This window comes from Streptomyces sp. NBC_00986 (assembly GCF_045162565.1).
Taxonomy (GTDB): domain Bacteria; phylum Actinomycetota; class Actinomycetes; order Streptomycetales; family Streptomycetaceae; genus Streptomyces.
In genome coordinates this window covers 423,275-439,105 of the sequence record NZ_CP108733.1, presented here as the reverse complement: position 1 = coordinate 439,105, position 15,831 = coordinate 423,275, and the positions used below count along the sequence as shown (strand labels likewise).

Sequence of the window (15,831 nt, the reverse complement as noted above, 5' to 3'; positions counted from 1 at the left end):
TGGAACGTCGACGCTCGAAGGACGCGGTGACGGCGTCGGCGGCGTCGACCGCGGTACGGACGAGCGACCGCCAGCGGTGGTCGCGTTCCGTGAGGCAAGCGGCCACGAGGTGGTCCTTCGAACCGAACTGGTTGAACAGGGTCCGCTTGGTCACCCTCGAGTGCTCGGCGATCAGATCCACGCCGACCGCGGTGATTCCGCGGTGGTGGAACAACTCCTCCGCGGCCGCCACGATCCGGCGGCCGGCCGGCGTCAACGGTCGAGTCTCCTGCACTGCGGGCCCCTTCACTGATCGGTGTACGGTGAGGCATGTTCACCGATCGGTATACCTGCTAGGAGGTTCAGGCGATGAGTACGTCCCGGTTCGTGCGAGCGGTACGCAGCAGGCCGACATCTTTCCGATGACCCACCATGTGGAGTGTGTCGCGATCCTTGAACCGGTCGCCAAGCCATCCTGACCTGCGGTTTTGTGCGTACGCGTTATGTGCGGTGTGGGCGTTGCGGGCGATATCTTGACGCTGAAATGACGCTCGTGACGCTCGTTCTGATGGAGTGTCAGTCATGCTGCGCTGCTGGTCAGGCGATCTGGTGTGTAGTCCGGCTGACGGGCGACGTTGGACCGTGCACGGTCCGGATCTTGGATGGTGAGTGATGTGGAGGGGAGGCTGGTCCAGCGGTCCGGTGCCGACGACCGTGAGGTCGTCGGTCAGGACGTACGAGCCGGCATCGAGGAGCATGTGGCAGTTCGGGCAGAGCGGTGTCCCACGTCCAGGAACTGCCGGGACCGGCTGTGCACGGGGAGCCGGGTAGGAGGATGCTGGGGTGCTTGTACCGGCGTTCTGAGCCCGACGGGTGGAACGAGCTGCTGTGCGCTGCACATCGACGAGCCGGGACCGGTCGGACGCGTCCTCGGCCACTACCACCACCGCATGAACACAGCCCCGGCCCCCTGAACGAGTCCAACACCCCGACGACGTGGCCGATACGGCGCCGGCAGCCTCCGTTCTTCCTCCCGGGAATCGGTATGACGGCGACCCCGTGCCGCGTTGCCGAGTCGGATCACCACCGGCCCGTCTCCGAGCCTCCGTGACGTCAGCCGTGGTGGGTGCCCAGCGTCCCCCGGAGGTTTCGGGTGAGCAGTTCGACGGACTGGGGGACGCCGACCGCGTCGTCCCCTCCGGCCGGGAGCCGTCCGTCCGTCGCCTTGAGGTCGGTCAGAGCCTTGTCCATCGCCTCGTGCGCGGCGAAGAGACAGGGGGTGCTGTAGATCGCCACGTCCACACCGAGTTCCGCCAACTCGCTCAGTGACAACCGGGGGGAGCGGCCGCCGGCGATCTGGTTGAACAGCAGGGGCTTGTCACCGATGGTGTCGCGGATCCGGCGGATCGCCTCGACGTCACGCACGCCGTCCACCAGCACCACATCGGCGTCGGTGGCGGCGAGTGCTTTGGCGCGCGTGAGGATCTCGGCGTCGTCGGTGGCGTCGGTCCGTGCGACCACAGCCAGCTCGGTCCTGCAGTCCAGCACCCGTTCGAGTTTGTCGAGGTACTCGTCGAGCGGCAGGAGCTGCTTTCCCGCCACGTGGCCGCACCGGCGGGGGCGCTTCTGGTCCTCCAGGATCACCCCCGAGGCACCGGCCTGTTCCAGACGTCGTACGACATGACAGGCCACCTCCGGGTCGCCGTAGCCGTCGTCGATGTCCACCAGCAGGTGGTGTCGGGGGAAGGCCCAGCGGAGCCGTTCCGTGAAGGCCACGATGTCCGGCCATGCGATGAAGCCGATGTCCGGCAGGCCGTAGTAGGACGCCGCGAACCCGAATCCCGAGACGAAGAAGCCGTCATAGTGCTGGGCCGCGATCGATGCCGAGTACATGTCGTACACGCCGATCAAAGGTGTGGTGCGGGCAGTGGCGATCGCGCTGCGCAGTGCGCTGCCGTGCGGCATTGAACAAGTCCTCTTGTTTCTGGCCAGGTTGGTGATGTGCGCTCGTGTAACGATCGATATCTTTTGGGAGTTACGGAGGTGTCTCCTCCGAGGATTTCAGTAGGGGTCCGGACCGCCATCGTCGACGGGCCCGGGCCGCGCCCGCGATACGTCCGCGGCGGCCAAGCCCGGTACCAGAACGATCCCATTCCCGTACGTTCGATCCTGCCCACGCGGATCACGCTGCTTCGGAATCCCGCTCAGGTGTCTGGAGATCGCGAAGGAACCACGGCCAGGCGTCTTTGAGGTAGAGGCCGAACGGTATCCACCAGATCAGGTCGTTGGTCGAGACGAGGACGACCGAGTCCACCGGCCACTTTCCCGTGACGATCAGCCAGAGCAGGCCGACGGGGCCGAGGATCTTGCCGGTCATCCCGACCGCCGCGATGAGCCAGCCGCGGGCCGGAACGCGGGCCACCTCCAGATACAGGATTCCGTACAGTCCCAGGACCATGCCCAGCGTCGCGAAGATCTGCGGGGTGTTCGATGCGGCCATGCCGGTGAGGTGGAAAAACCACTGCGGGTTGTACACGGCGTAGCAGCCCCATGCGATGTTGTAGATCCCCGCCGCGACGAAGGTCGTCCGGTGCAACCGTACGGACTTCACTCGGCGGCCCCGCTCTGCAGCGGCCTGGGCCGGCGTGCGCCGACCCCGGGCGCCTGCCACGGCCGTCGCGCCAGTGGGCGCGGAAATACGATCACGGCGTACGCGTCGCGTGTCGCGGAGGCGAAGGTACCCACAGCGAGTGCCGACAGGCCCAGTCGCAACCACAACGGCACCGGCGCCAGGTCGATGGCCAGCCTGCTGGGCAGGTGCCGCCAGTGCAGGATCACCGGGATGAGATGGGCAAGCATCGCCCCGTAGACGATCGCCATGATCGTGTGGGTGACACGCTCGCCGGGCAGCAGTCCGCCCATCGGTTTGCGCACCTGGTCCTCGATGATGAAGTCGGCCAGGGTGATCGAGATCTCGGACAGGAGCAGCGCGGCGAGGACGACCGCCCATGCGCCCCGCCGCACGATCCATGGCAGGGTGCCGAACACCGCGACGTAGATGGAGCTCCGTCCCGCGTGCAGTTTCAGTTCCGGTTGCAGGCCGGGCACGTGCGCCGGCAGTCGGCCGCGGATTTCGTGAAAGCAGACGGTGTCGAAGCCGCCCAGCAGGCCCAGTACAGCCAGCAGCCACAGAGCGTCAGCCATCGATGTACTCCTCGATAGAGCAGGTGCAGGAAAGCAGCAGGCCCGTCAACGGCGCCCGTATGCACAGCCGCAGACGAAAACGCGGCGCTCCCGTGCCGTCGCCCTGCTCGCTGCGGGCCGACGCGGACGCCTGCGGCGCGAGCCGGGCGGGAAGGCGCAACCGATGTCGGCCCAAGCACAGCGCCGCACCGTCGGGGGCCCATCGGAGCTCAGTGTCGTCAGCAAGCAGCCGCATGCGCAGTTCAAATGGTCCGAAACGCTCTTGGACGCGGTCCGCGTCGCGCGAATGGCGGCTGATCATCCGCTGACGACCGATCTGCCGGACCCACCTCTCGTCCCGGCCCTGCCCCGGACCTCGTCCGGGGTCGCGGCACGATCCGGCGGCAGATCCCGATCCTCGGTCACCGGTACGCCGATACTCGATTTCACGCGGCTCGCGGTCGCGCAGTACTTCTACCTGAACCGGTACGCACGCCGCCGTCGCCGGTAGTCGCATCACCCTGCCGACCACCCGCCCTGACCACCGCTCCCCGCGCTGGACGTCCAAAACACCGGGACCGCGGACGCTGTAGGCACCGAGGTGGAACCGGCGAACCCAATCGAACCGCTCCTTCACCACGCCTCCCGGTGGCCTCGGCCAAGGGGTACTCACCCTCCTCGGCGCGCCGCGCACCCGATGTCCCCGCTCTTGGGCGTCGACCTCGCCCACACGCTACGGCGCAGAGAAGGCCCTCACGCACACGACCCAAAACCACTGTGGCTACGGCGACTTCTTCCGGGAGCAGTGCGGTCCGGGCGGGCGAGTCGGCTTCGGCAGTCGCGACCACGATGCGCTGGTCTGCTTCCTGCGGGATCGGCAGGGCCTGCGAGGTCGGGTATTTCGGGCCGACCAGCGGATGGTTCATCCGGTAGGTCGCCAAGTCCCCCTTCCTGACCTTGTGTTCGGACGCCATCGCGGCGAATTCCGGGCTCTTCATGGTCAGTTCGCCGATGACGGCGGCCAGGTCCGGGTCCTCCGGGTACTTGCACCATGCACGGTGGTGTGCGAGCACCGGCCCGGATGTGCCGCGCTGTCGGGCTCGAGATCAAGGCCCGGTTCGCCGCCCTCCGCTGCTTCGCCCTCGACGGCACCGAACACCCGACCCGCAAGGCCCAGGGCAGTATGATCCGCCGATACATCACCTGGCGGAACAAGAACGCCGCCGCCGAACCCCTCACTGCCCTCGTCCACAGGGCGAACGCCGCCTGATCCGCGCCGCCAGCGTCTGTCTGTGGGGCGTCAGGGCCGGATCGGCGGCGCACTCATCGCTGCCGTCAGGAACGTGATCGCCCATTGCCGGGCTGCCTCGCCCGCTACCGGGGACACGCAGCCAGGGGAGGGCTGCTGGTGGACCTGGAGGCGGTCGACGGCCGTCACGGCAAAGATCCCCCGCATCCGGAACCACAGTTCCTCCGGGGAAAGGCCGGGCAGTACCCGCGCGAAGGCTGCGAAGTAGCGCTCACGGACCGAGTCCTCGGCCGGGCCGGTCCAGCTGCGTGCCTCCTCGGCCGGGTCGCTGAGGATCGTCACGATCAGCCGGGAGGCCCGGGCGCCGCCCTCGTCGCCGGCCGGCATCTCGTCGAACAGCGGCCCCGCAAATGCCTCCACCAGTTCGCTGACCGGTGGGTCGAGGGTCCGGGCGAGCAATGTGTCGAGCCTGGTGCACTGGGCGGCGGTGATGGGCTCGACCACGCGGCGGACGACTGCCGCCATCAGCTCCGCCTTCGAGCCGAAGTGGTAGCCGACGGCGGCCAGGTTCGCGTTGGCGAGTTTGGTGATCGCGCGGACCGAGGTGCCGCGGTATCCGTGCTCGGCGAAGAGGTGCTCGGCCGCATCGAGGATCTGGGTGCGGGTGTCTGGGGTCGCCACACGAGGGACTCTACATATGTTTGAATGAAACGAACGTATGAATCAAACGAACGTATGAAAGAGGGCTGTCGTGAAGCTGCTCGTGTACGGCGCCGGAGTGCTCGGCAGCCTGTTCGCCGCCCGCATGTATGAGGCCGGTCACGATGTCTCGCTCCTCGCCCGGGGCGGGCGCCTGACCGCTCTGCGCCGGCACGGCGTGCAGCTCGCCGAGGAAGACAGCCCAGCTGTCAGACGGGTACCGGTACCGGTGGTCGAGCACCCGGACGGCGGCTACGACCTGATCACCGTCTTCGTCCGCACCCACCAGGTGGACGCGGTGCTGGAGTCACTCGCCGGCCTCGAAGGTGACGTGCTGTTCCTGCTCAACTGGGCGGCCGGCCCTGAGACGTTGGGTGCGGTGATCGGCCACGAGCGGGTGTTGCTCGGCTTCCCCGCGGCTGGCGGCACGATGGACGGCGACGTGGTCCGCTACCGCAAGAGCGATTTCATCACCCGCCGGGTCGCGATGCCGATCGGCGAGCCCGATGGCCGTACCACCCCGCGACTGGAACGGATCGTGGAGACGTTCCGTACCGCCGGGATCAACGCCAAGGCCGAGCCGCAGATGGATGCCTGGCTCAGGACGCACGCCGCGTTCGAGGTCCCGCTCGGGCAGGCGGTACACGCGGCGGGCGGCCCGGTGGTGCTGGCCGACGACCCGGACGCGGTCCGCGGCATGCTCCACCTCATGCGGCAGAACCTCGCCGCGATGGAGGCGCCGCCGGTACCTCGCGCGTTCGCCGCGTTGCGGGCTCTGCCGCGAGGGCTCCTCGTGGCCGTGCTCCGGCGTTTCCTGAAGAGCCCGACGGCCGTGCACAGCGGACTCAACGACTCCTCGCCTGCCGCGGCGGCCGAACTCGAGCGGCTGGCCGAACAGCTCCGCACCCCTGCGGGAGCCCGCTAGGCAACCCAGGAGGGCGAAAACCTCGCCACGCACACCACCGTCAGTCCCACAGTCCTTGAACCAAGCTCCCGTGCCGCGTGGCGCTCTCGTGATGTCAGGCGGTGCGCTTCACGTGGCGGACCAGCCACATCAGCAAGGCGTCCAGGTCGGCGGCGGCCGAGAGGACCCGGTCGACCGCTTCGGAGGTGTGCAGCCACTGCTCGCAGCCAAGGGGCCGGGCGGCGATCAGTGAACGGTGGCGCAGCAGGTCCGCACGGGAGTGGTCCGTCGGATAGCCGCGCGGGGGGCGTTTCATCACGTCCCCGGAGATGTCGTAGCCCTTCTTCCGTACGTCATCGACGATGGCGGACAGTTCGCGACCGCTTCCCTCGGAGGCGACGGCTTTGCGGAACATGTCCACCTGGCCGGGATCGGGGTACCACCAGGCGCCCTGGATCCGCAGGCCGTCCAGTCGGAGGCGACGGCTTTGCGGAACATGTCCACCTGGCCGGGATCGGGGTACCACCAGGCGCCCTGGATCCGCAGGCCGTCCAGGTCGAACCGCAGACCGATCTCGATCTTGCGGCCGAGCCGGATCACCGCGCCCTGGTGCTGCCACCACCAGGAGTCGGTGCGGTAGTGCCAGACGGAGAAGTCCTCGTACCGGGGGTCGGTGTCCGCGACCTCGTTGAGCAGGGCGATCATCGGCTGCCGGACCAGGCGTTCGCGGTCCGCGCGGTAGCGCTCGCGGGTCGCGTGGGTCGGTTCGCCCTGGAGCTGCCACAACACGTCCATGGCCTGCTCCGGCCAGCCGGTGAACTGTCCGCGCATGCGCGCAGGTTAGCTCACCCGTGATCCGCGCGCGGAGAGTGAGGCGGGCAGGGAGGCGTAACCCCGGACAAGGTGGGAGGTGCTGCGGCGGGGCTCACCGGCGAGTTCGATGTGCCGTGCGCGGTGGGCGAGTTCGTCGAGGAGCAGGGAGAGCGCAGTCGATGTGAGGCGGGCGGTGAGGTTGCGCAGCCGAACTTGGGATTCCACATCGGTGTGGAAGGAATCGGTTCGGCCATTGACAGCGAAGTTGGTACTCCAGCTGTAGATCGCGATCTTCATGTCGGGGATGCGGCTTGTCGCCGGTAATGGCTGGTGAGGGGTCGCTGCTGATGGAGCCGCCGCCGGTGCGACCAGCCGAGCCGGTAGGTCATGTCGTGGCGAGGCGGCGTGGTGAGCGTGATGAGCGTGATGAACAGGCGCTGGATCTCGTTGCGGGACAGCGGGACCAGGGCGTCCGGGACGGGACTGCGGGCGTGTTCGTCGGCACGGACTACCGCGAGGAAGGCGTGGGCGAGCATCGAGAGGATGACCCGGCGCGTCCAAGATCGGTAGCGGCGCACCTGGTGCTCGTCGAGTCCCGCCGGCCCTTTCTCGGCCTGGAGGGTTTCTTCCACACGCCACCTCGAACCAGCGGTCTTGACCAGCACAGTCAGCGGGACCTCACGCAGCGTCCGGCGAAGCGGTGTACGCAGGAAATCTGCGTGGGTCAGACACAGTCTGACCGGGCAAGAGGCAGTTGATTTGACGTGGCGTCAGTGGCGCCCCCGGCAGGACTCGAACCTGCGGCCAAGCGCTTAGAAGACACCTGCTCTGTTCTCAAATGCGGCAGCCAGGGCACGCTTGCTTGACGCAGTTGGACGACGAGCGGGACCTGTCCAACGACGTGGTGGAGTTCCGCTTCAACGTTCAGTTTTCGCCGCCCCTTTTGCCCTCTTTGGGGACCGGCCCGGCAGGTCTCCTGTGTGTGACTTGCTGCTGTGATCAGAAACGTCCCCTGCATGCGGGCGGAGACTGGGCGCTCTCGGCCGGCTCGAACGTGCCGCCGAGTGCTCGGAAGTCGCCTGTTGCACTCGTCACCCAGGTAGCCCCGTCGGCGGCTATGCCTGGCGGTTGTAACACGGGATCGCCGGTTGGCCAAACCGGCGCTTCTCCTGATCATTGTCTGCGTTCGTTGACGGACATTGCGATCCCCTTGTCCGCGCCAGGCGATGGCTGCCTGTGTGCGCGAGTGGGAGGGGGAAAACGCCTCGTCGGTCGGGGACCAGATGGGGACCAGTGCGTGGTGCACGCAGTGGCCTCGGAGTGTCGGTGTTGATGAGGAGCATGCAAGTGATGAAACGGCGTCCTTCAAAGATTGGACGAGGCGCCGTTCTGGTGCCTGGAAGGGGTAGCGGTGTTGCGGGGTTCGAGTTGTCGAGGAGCAGAGTCGGGGGGACTTGTGGGTATCGAGCTGTCGTTGGCTGACGTTCCGCTCGGGCCGTTCGAGGGTTCGTTGGTCACGGTGTATTCGGCCAGGAGCAAGGAGGCCAATCTGCACGTGTCGAGGCAGTGCGGACAGTTGCGCACGTCCGAGGTGAGGACCGCCGACGTGCCGCTGGAGACGGCGATGTTGCGTCGGTTGTGCTCGCGATGCGCGGCATGGGGTGTCTGGGGCCGGCCGGGTACCGGACTGGGCATGTTCCTCGGGGCTCTCGGCGGAACGGGGCTGTTGTACCAGTTGCAGTCCTACGTGGAGCCGGACGAGGAGGAACGCTGGACCGACCGCGAGGCACGGGAAGCCGCCGAACTTCTTCGCACTGAACAGGATGTCGACCCCGATGACGACGAGGAGGAGGTGGAAGGCGGCATATCGCGGCGGGAGGCACGTGAGGATGCAGAGGAGCTGCGCGGTCTGATCTTTGCCCACTGGCGCGGCGCGGGACGGAGCCTGCATCGGGCACATGCCGTCCTTGCTCACTTTCCCTGGCTGGAGGAGTGGGCGAAGCCGTCACTGACGGTCAAGACGCGGTACCTGGAGACGCTTCGGTCTCAGGCGGCGCGGTTCGTAGACCCGGAGGAGCTTGTCGTGGCTGCTGCCGCAACGGCACTCCCTGTGCCCGAGCTTCCGCACGCGGATCCGGCGTTCGCGGTGCTCGGCGGCAACAGCCGGGTGTCCAGGGCACTGGTGGACCTGTGGCACCGGTGGCAGAGCGCGGCCGAGCGGCCCTGGGAAGGTCCGGGGACGCGTGCATACCTCTCGTACGACATCGTGCGAGGCATTCGCAGCAATCGGAAGGGCTTCGACGCGGCCCGAGCCGAGGCAGCGCGCCTGATCGCCTCCTGGGAGGAACAGGCCCAGGCGGCAGCGACGCCGGCGGGCCGGGCACCGAGATGCCGGCTGACGGCACAGACGCCGGAAGCATCCGACGCCATGCCGCGTCACGGTGCCCGGGATTTCCTGGACGGGCTGGATACGTGGACGCTCGGTGTGCTGCTCACGTGGACAGTTGACGCCGACTGGGGCAGCGGCGTCCTCACCCTGGAAGTGCCCGATCTCGTCGCCGAACGGCTACTGAGCCCGGCGAGCAGCCTTCCGTGCAGTCCAGCCGCCGCGGCGCCGGATCTGCCCGAACCTGACCGCAGTCCGGGAAGGCAGCCGGGCATCGTGCGGCCGGGTGTCTTCGATGACACCCCGGTCTTCGACCGGCGCCCGGTCACCCTCGATCACATCCGCGCGCTGCACACACTTGGGCCCGCTGCCGACGAGCTCTACCTTGTCTTCTCGGCGAGCGGGGGAGCGGAAGTACTGCCTCTGGACACCGTCGAGAAGCGGCTGGCCAAGGGGTGGCTGGGCGTCCTCATCGCAGGTGCCCGTGACCTGCCTGGAAGCGTGCTCGGCCGGCAGGAGCTGGAACAGAGCCCCGAGCCGGAAGCGCGTGAGACCCAGCTGCCCGGTCGCGGCCAGGACGTCCACGATCCGAATTTCGGCGAAGGACTGGGTCTTGCCGAGGGCACACGCCGGACCCTTCGCCAGACGTATGCCACCGAAGACCGGAACCTGAATCTTCGCCTGCTCGCCCTGGCGCGCGGTGCGCATGACCTGCGAAGCCTGGACGCCGGACGGCCTGGCGGGCTGCCGGTGGCCGTATGGCACGGCCTGCTCACCGAGGACCGCCTCAGCCTCGCGCCTTTCCGGCAGCCCGGCAGCGACCGTTGGCGAAGCGGCAGTGGCCTCCCTCTGGGGCCCTTGGCCGCAGTCCAGCTCTACACCACCAACGCCAGCCCTCTGATTGAGGGCAAGGGCCACTCGCCGCTGTGCCGGCACGCACACGAACGTGCGGTTGTGGCTGGCGACGACCTCCTCACGGTCGCCGACCTCATGGCGCGCACGGACTTCGACTGGTGCAGCAAGTGCGGCGGCTACGCCATGCGCAGGCTCACCGCCACCCAACTGTCCTACTACCGTGCAGCTCACCAACTGCACGGTATGAAAGGGCGACTCGACGGCGGGAGCGGAATTCCCGACACTGAGATCTCCACGGTGATCGCTCGCCTGGACGAACTGGCGGCCTGGCACGCGGATGATGAAGCAGAGTGGGGCGGCAGTGATTCCTGGCAGTGGCAGGACACCATCCGCGAGCTCAGGCGGCGAGTCGCGAGTTCTCACACCGTGACCGCCCCTGGCGAACCCGCCTCCTGACCAGGCGACGGTCCTCGGACGTGCGTCGCGGATGCCCCGTCGGCGATGACACAAGCGTCTTCTCCAACTGGGCCGAAAGCTCGGCGAGGTTGACTTGGGGACCAGCTCTGGGGACCAGTGGTCGGTGCATGGATCTGCCTTTCGGCGTTGGCGGTGGCGGAGACCAGAGGAAAGAGGGATTGCGCCCCAGCGGCCGACCTCCTGACCGACGGCAGCCCTTGGGGCTCCTCGTCAGGGTGGGCGCCTTTCTTCGCTGGAGGTCGCCGATCCGCTCCTCATGAAATTGAGCCGTCGTCGAGAGGCTTACGGAGTGCAGGTGCCTGAGCCGATGAACTGGCGTGTTCCGGTGTATGGGTCGAAGACGGCGACGGCCCAGTGGGTGTAGTTCCAGGTTTTGTTGCTCTTGAACTCGGCGGTGAGTTTGCCGCAGAGGGCTTTCTCGGCGGCACCTTTGAGGTTGGACTGCGAAGCGCGGCTGGCGAATCGGCTGTTGGGGTCGTCGGTCCATACGTACGCCGCTTTTTCGACAGGGTCGAAGCCGAGGTTGATGCCGTCGTTGACGGTGAGGGCCTCCTCGTTCGTCGTGGTGGTGTCGGTGTTCCAGGTGGCAACGATGGCTTTGACCGTGGCGTCGGCGATGCGGATCTCCGCCTTGTCGCTGCTGGGAATCTCAGCCGTGGCCATGCCGGATTCGTCTCCGTACCACTGGCCGGCTACCTCTGTGAAGCATCCGGTGGTGGCCTCTCCGAAGCCGATAGCTGCTGCATCGAGGTCTCCGTCGGATGTCTTCCAGTTGATGGAGAAGCGGCCGTAGGGCCAGGTGCTCGGATCGTTCTTGAGGTGGTGCGCCAGGGTGGAGCAGGCCGCCATCTCCCCGGCCCTGCGGAACACGTCCTGATAGGTGTCGGGCAATTGCGGCACTGGCCCACCGGTCACCATGACCGTCTGGGCCCGCTGGTTGAATGTGATGGTGGGTTTCATGAAATCCATGTCCTTGGTCGCCAGCATGGACGTCATCCGGTCGCGGATCGCCGTCTCGGCGTCCCGCTCCTCGGTGGTGTTGGCGGTGGTGCTCGATCTCCATTCGTCGGCAGATGGCTGGGCCTCGTCGGCGGCACGGGTGTAGGCAGGGGTGGGCACCCCAGCTAGCGGATCCGTCGGGATCCTGATCGTGCGTGGATCGACCGCAGGAGCGGTGACGGTTTCGCCAGGGGCGCCGGAAGCCGTGCCTGCGGAAGCAGCGAGTGCGGAGGGTCTCCCTGAGGACGGCGCCGAAGTGGCGGTGCGCTCGGAGGTGATGTCCACGTCCGCCCGGTCGCTCCTGCTGTAGAGAGTGACGATGCCGCCTGTGATGGCAGCGCCGACTGTCACCGTTGCGACGGCGGTGATGAGCGCCCGCCTACGGATGGGAGCAGCGGTCAAGTGCCAGGCAGGATCTTCCACGCTGGGCAGGTTCCACTCGGCGGTGAGGCAGTCGCTGACGCGTGTGGGCTCCGCCCCGGCGTCGGCGCCGAGGACCTGGGTTGTCTGGCCGGCCAGCAGCCGCGCACATTCCTCTGCTGCCGCGTCGGCGATGATTCGCTCGGCAGGGTTCTTTGCGAGCGCCTTCGTGAGGGGCTCGTGGAGTTCGTCGGGGAGGCTGTCGAGAGCGGGTTCCTCGGACATGACCCGGTAGGCGATGACGTCAGGAGCTCCAGTGCCGAAGGGCAAGCGTCCCGTGGCGGCGTAGGCGACCAGCGCGCCCCAGGCGAACATGTCGCCTTCGGGGCCGGCGGTACCTGTTCGGTACTGCTCGGGGCTGATCCAACCGGGGGTGCCGGTCACGACACCGGTCCGGGCCACGGAGGTGCCGTCAGCGGCATGAGCGATGCCGAAGTCCAGGACGCGGGGGCCGGCCTGGGTGAGGATGACGTTCTGCGGTTTCACGTCCCGGTGGACGACGCCGGCGGTGTGGATGGCGGCGAGGGCCTGGGCGGTACCGGTGGCGAAGGCGTAGAGGGTGCCGCCGGTGAGCGCGCCGTGGGTGGCGAGATGCTGATCGAGGGTGAGCCCTGGGGCGTAGGCGGTGGCCAGCCAGGGGTTCTCGGCATCCGGGTCTGCTGCGAGGAGGGGTATGAGGCACGGCCCCTGCACTCGGGCGGACAGCTGGACCTCTCGGCGGAAGCGGGCCCGGAACTCGGGGTCCTCGGCCTGCGCGGGGTGAATCACCTTCACCGCGACACGCAGGCCGGCCGGATCGAGAGCGGCGTGAACGGTACCCATGCCGCCCGCGCCGAGACGGCCGACGATCCGGTAGGGGCCGACCTGCTTCGGGTCACCAGAGCGGGCAGGCTGGACCCGCGTCTCTGCGCGAGCGATGCTCACAGGGTGTTCGTTCCTCTTCTGCGATGGAGCGCCATGAGACTGGACGCACGCCCGTGAACGGAGCCCCCAGCCTTAGGAACGGGATCGTATCGGCAGACTGCCGCAGCGAGTCGGGCAGTTCGCAGCTTCGTTGTCGCGAGGACGCTCCACGGAATGGCCTGGCGGCAGAGCTATGACATGCGGGTGGGGACCAGTTGGGGACCACACGGTGTGCGCGATGGCGCACGGCGGAGCTCTGGACGCACAAATCGCGTCCAGATTAAGCCTGTTATATCCAGAAAATGCCCCCGGCCCTCACTCCTGGGGGTCAAGGGGTCGCAGGTTCAAATCCTGTCGTCCCGACTCTATGGAGTCGCAGGTGAGGGGCGGTTTCGGAGGAATCCGAAACCGCCCCTTGATCATTTCTGGGGACCAGTTGGGGACCAGCCGGTCTTGACCGGTGTCAGCGGGTGAGGACCGTCGTCGCGGGAAGTGTGCGCGGGGCGCGGAGCACGCTGAGGTGTGCGGAGAGTGCCGTACCCGCAGCTGTGATCTTGTGGACGTCCGGGTGCAGGTAGCGCTGAGTGGTCGTCAGCGAACCGTGGCCGGCGATCCTGCGCAGGACGTGGAGGGGGACTCCGGCGTCCGCGAACCAGGTGAGTCCGGTGTGGCGGAGATCGTGGCGGCCCAGGTGCTCGTAGCCGAGGCGGGTGACGACCTCGTCCCAGTGGGTCGCGTCGCGCAGGACCGCGGTGGAGATGCGCCCTCCACGCGGGCCGGTGAACAGACGCGCGTCTGGGGCGGGGCCGGCGGAGAGGATGCGCTGGGCCACGAGCGGGCGGATCTCCTCGACGATGGGAACCTTCCGGGCGCGCTTGCCCTTGGTGCCCTTGTCGGTGAGTCCGCCGGGCGCGGGTGTGGTCTGGCGCCGTACCGTCCAGATCCACTGGCTGGTGTCGATGTCTCCGACGCGGCACCCGGAGACCTCTCCGATCCGGGCGGCGGTGCTCGCGGCGAAGAGGACGACGTCGCCCCAGCCGCGGTACTGGTTGTAGGACGCGGCGACGAGTGCGTCGGCCAGTTGGACGAGGGTGTCCCAGTCGGGCAGGGCGAGAGCGCGTGGGTCGCGGAGTTCGTCCTCGGCCTGCTTGTAGAGCTTCTGCCAGCCGCTGACGCGGGCGGGGTTGACTTTGATGATGCCGTCGCGGACCGCCTGCTCCATGACGCGGACCAGAACGGCGATGGTGTTCTTGACCGTTGAGCGGCTGTGCTCGTCGACGATCCAGTTCTGCACGCTGCGGTCGACGACTCCGTTGGTGATCATCCGTACGGCGAGGTGGCCCAGAGCGGGGACCACACGCATCCGCCAACCCGCGAGATACGGGTCGAGTGTTTTCAACTCCAGCCCGCGCAGGGCGAGATCCATGTTCGCGTCGCCGTATGCGGCGAGTTTCATAGTGGCGAGCGACGGGGACAGCCCGGCCTGCGCGGCCTCGATGATGTCCTGGAGCCACTCCTGCGCCTCGTCCTCGTCCGCCTTTCCCTCCGACAGCGACAGGCGCCGTTTGGTAGCGGGGTCGAACCATCGGACGCGCGCTCGGTAGGGGTGGGGGCGATCGGGCCGGTATTCGATGTCGGTGGAGAGTCGGACACCGACCGGAACAATGGCCTTCTCGGCCATCAGGCTGCCCTGCCCGGGACGGTCCGGCGGCTGCGCAGCCATTCCTCCACGTCAAGCGCGCTGTACAGGACGACGCGCTCGGAAACGGAGACGAACGGCGGGCCCTGCGGCGGCCGAGCAGTGCGCCAGCGACGCAGAGTCGAGGCGTCCACGTGCAGGCAGGTGGCGAGGTCTTTCGTCGAGTACCAGGCGTTGGCCAGGAGGGGGGAACGGCTGTCAGTTGGGACGGTGTCAGTGCATCTGGCTATGGAGTGCGCCGCGCCCTCCTTCTGCTCGCGCGGCTGACGGTCTGTTGAGGCGGTTATCGGTTCAAGGGGCAAGTGCGGTGGATCTCCGGGCGGTGTGGAGCACCAAACAGATACAGGAGAAGAACCTCCGGCGACGGACGGCACGGCTCGCATATGGAGAACAAGGGAATCCACCCGCGCAGCGGTGGGTTCTCGCGCCGATTGATCGATCCGCGCTGGTGCTCGGGGCGGACGTTGGACAATAATCGTCTGCAGAAACGCCGGTTTGGCCAACCGGCGATGTGCGGCTATGTTCCCCTCACTCACGACGAGATTTTTGGAGAGCGAGTCGCTCTGACACCTCCGCTGTGCGAGCGGAGACGAACCGATGTAGACGTTGGGGAAGCCGTCCGCGGAACACCTCCGGTGGCGCAGCGTCGACTTGTACCCCACCTCGGCACGGGGCAGTTCATTCGCGACACGTCTGCTGGGGCGGAGTTCCGGAGCGTGGACTCGCCGTCTGCCGTCGGCTCGCGTCCACTCCGCTTCCGATGCGTTCCGCCACGACTGAAATCGTTCAGTGCAGGAACTGCGCGTGGGCGCGGCGATCGCGACGGCTGAGTGGTCTCGTTCAGATGGCCGTGGAGGTATTGGAGATGTAGGTGGATCTCGTGATCCGGCGGTGGGTCTGACTGACAGCCTCGCGGCATCACGTGCGTGGCTCAGCCACGTGTGCGGAGTGACCCGGTCCGCCGGGGGCGGCTGTTTTCACGAGCCTCCGGAACGGGCTGCCGTCCTTCACTCGTTCGGGTTACTTCTCGGAGGGTCACATGAGCAGAGTGTCGAGTGATGTCTGGTTTGACAAACCCGCTTTGCGGCACTGAATCGACCGAGATCGATCAGACAGGGGCAGGGGTGGTGCGTGAACCGTCCCCAAGGAGCCCTGAGTGGGTCAACGGGTCATGGTGCGTTCCGTTTTCACGGACGAGCCGTGACGTGGCGAGGGCAGCGAAGGGCTAATAGCGTTCCGCAGCCGTACATGAGTCAGGACCCCGG

14 protein-coding genes and 2 pseudogenes are annotated in these 15,831 nt (G+C 67.4%); 3 read left to right on the top strand and 13 right to left on the bottom strand.

What is annotated here, in order from left to right; all coding sequences use genetic code 11:
• Nucleotides 1-13: 13 nt before the first annotated feature.
• From OG504_RS01835 to OG504_RS01810, 6 genes and pseudogenes are all read right to left on the bottom strand, one after another.
• Nucleotides 14-256 (bottom strand): annotated as a pseudogene (locus tag OG504_RS01835) (helix-turn-helix domain-containing protein); the annotation flags it as partial.
• A gap of 836 nt (nt 257-1,092) precedes the next feature.
• Nucleotides 1,093-1,944, bottom strand: a complete 852-nt coding sequence (locus OG504_RS01830; protein WP_405988055.1) for an oxaloacetate decarboxylase — start codon at nt 1,942-1,944, stop codon at nt 1,093-1,095.
• 217 nt (nt 1,945-2,161) lie between these two features.
• Nucleotides 2,162-2,590: a hypothetical protein gene (locus tag OG504_RS01825; RefSeq protein ID WP_405988054.1), complete on the bottom strand. Its 429-nt coding sequence runs from the start codon at nt 2,588-2,590 to the stop codon at nt 2,162-2,164.
• Entirely contained in the window at nt 2,587-3,183 is a 597-nt protein-coding gene (locus OG504_RS01820; protein WP_405988053.1) for a hypothetical protein, read from the bottom strand. The genes OG504_RS01825 and OG504_RS01820 overlap by 4 nt, the downstream gene beginning before the upstream one ends.
• Nucleotides 3,176-3,679, bottom strand: a complete 504-nt coding sequence (locus OG504_RS01815) for a DUF4166 domain-containing protein (RefSeq protein ID WP_405988052.1) — start codon at nt 3,677-3,679, stop codon at nt 3,176-3,178. The genes OG504_RS01820 and OG504_RS01815 overlap by 8 nt, the downstream gene beginning before the upstream one ends.
• Nucleotides 3,609-4,235: a hypothetical protein gene (locus OG504_RS01810; protein WP_405988051.1), complete on the bottom strand. Its 627-nt coding sequence runs from the start codon at nt 4,233-4,235 to the stop codon at nt 3,609-3,611. The genes OG504_RS01815 and OG504_RS01810 overlap by 71 nt, the downstream gene beginning before the upstream one ends.
• Here OG504_RS01810 and OG504_RS01805 point away from each other — a divergent pair.
• On the top strand, nt 4,226-4,432 hold the full coding sequence (locus OG504_RS01805) for a hypothetical protein (RefSeq protein WP_405988050.1): 207 nt from the start codon (nt 4,226-4,228) through the stop codon (nt 4,430-4,432). The two genes, OG504_RS01810 and OG504_RS01805, sit on opposite strands and share 10 nt — an antisense overlap.
• A gap of 30 nt (nt 4,433-4,462) precedes the next feature.
• Here the strand turns inward: OG504_RS01805 and OG504_RS01800 are convergent, their stop codons facing one another.
• Nucleotides 4,463-5,092 carry a TetR/AcrR family transcriptional regulator gene (locus tag OG504_RS01800; RefSeq protein ID WP_405988049.1) on the bottom strand — a complete coding sequence of 210 codons (630 nt, stop codon included), beginning with the start codon at nt 5,090-5,092 and terminating at the stop codon, nt 4,463-4,465.
• 70 nt (nt 5,093-5,162) lie between these two features.
• Here OG504_RS01800 and OG504_RS01795 point away from each other — a divergent pair, with 70 nt between their 5' ends.
• On the top strand, nt 5,163-6,035 hold the full coding sequence (locus OG504_RS01795; protein WP_405988048.1) for a ketopantoate reductase family protein: 873 nt from the start codon (nt 5,163-5,165) through the stop codon (nt 6,033-6,035).
• 94 nt (nt 6,036-6,129) lie between these two features.
• Here OG504_RS01795 and OG504_RS01790 read toward each other — a convergent pair whose 3' ends face one another.
• From OG504_RS01790 to OG504_RS01775, 4 genes and pseudogenes are all read right to left on the bottom strand, one after another.
• Complete coding sequence (locus tag OG504_RS01790) at nt 6,130-6,429, bottom strand: DUF2461 family protein (protein ID WP_405988047.1); 300 nt, start codon at nt 6,427-6,429, stop codon at nt 6,130-6,132.
• Nucleotides 6,330-6,845, bottom strand: a complete 516-nt coding sequence (locus OG504_RS01785) for a hypothetical protein (RefSeq protein ID WP_405988046.1) — start codon at nt 6,843-6,845, stop codon at nt 6,330-6,332. The genes OG504_RS01790 and OG504_RS01785 overlap by 100 nt, the downstream gene beginning before the upstream one ends.
• A gap of 9 nt (nt 6,846-6,854) precedes the next feature.
• Entirely contained in the window at nt 6,855-7,124 is a 270-nt protein-coding gene (locus tag OG504_RS01780) for a hypothetical protein (RefSeq protein ID WP_405988045.1), read from the bottom strand.
• Nucleotides 7,121-7,504: pseudogene (locus tag OG504_RS01775) on the bottom strand (IS701 family transposase); the annotation flags it as partial. The pseudogene OG504_RS01775 and the gene OG504_RS01780, both read right to left, overlap by 4 nt.
• Before the next feature lie 779 nt (nt 7,505-8,283).
• On the opposite strand from OG504_RS01775, the gene OG504_RS01770 reads away from it, so the two are divergent.
• Complete coding sequence (locus OG504_RS01770; RefSeq protein ID WP_405988044.1) at nt 8,284-10,524, top strand: hypothetical protein; 2,241 nt, start codon at nt 8,284-8,286, stop codon at nt 10,522-10,524.
• A gap of 303 nt (nt 10,525-10,827) precedes the next feature.
• Here OG504_RS01770 and OG504_RS01765 read toward each other — a convergent pair whose 3' ends face one another.
• Entirely contained in the window at nt 10,828-12,888 is a 2,061-nt protein-coding gene (locus OG504_RS01765; RefSeq protein WP_405988043.1) for a serine/threonine-protein kinase, read from the bottom strand.
• A gap of 442 nt (nt 12,889-13,330) precedes the next feature.
• The gene (locus tag OG504_RS01760; RefSeq protein WP_405996234.1) at nt 13,331-14,548 is read right to left on the bottom strand and encodes a tyrosine-type recombinase/integrase; all 1,218 of its coding nucleotides are present in this window, start codon (nt 14,546-14,548) and stop codon (nt 13,331-13,333) included.
• Nucleotides 14,549-15,831 lie beyond the last annotated feature (1,283 nt).

What these genes read in the sequence shown, in the direction of transcription:
- OG504_RS01830 (WP_405988055.1), bottom strand. Translation starts at nt 1,944, where the DNA reads ATGCCGCACGGCAGCGCACTGCGCAGCGCGATCGCCACTGCCCGCACC.
- OG504_RS01820 (WP_405988053.1), bottom strand. Translation starts at nt 3,183, where the DNA reads ATGGCTGACGCTCTGTGGCTGCTGGCTGTACTGGGCCTGCTGGGCGGC.
- OG504_RS01815 (WP_405988052.1), bottom strand. Translation starts at nt 3,679, where the DNA reads ATGCGACTACCGGCGACGGCGGCGTGCGTACCGGTTCAGGTAGAAGTA.
- OG504_RS01790 (WP_405988047.1), bottom strand. Translation starts at nt 6,429, where the DNA reads ATGTTCCGCAAAGCCGTCGCCTCCGAGGGAAGCGGTCGCGAACTGTCC.
- OG504_RS01785 (WP_405988046.1), bottom strand. Translation starts at nt 6,845, where the DNA reads ATGCGCGGACAGTTCACCGGCTGGCCGGAGCAGGCCATGGACGTGTTG.
- OG504_RS01780 (WP_405988045.1), bottom strand. Translation starts at nt 7,124, where the DNA reads ATGAAGATCGCGATCTACAGCTGGAGTACCAACTTCGCTGTCAATGGC.
- OG504_RS01760 (WP_405996234.1), bottom strand. Translation starts at nt 14,548, where the DNA reads ATGGCCGAGAAGGCCATTGTTCCGGTCGGTGTCCGACTCTCCACCGAC.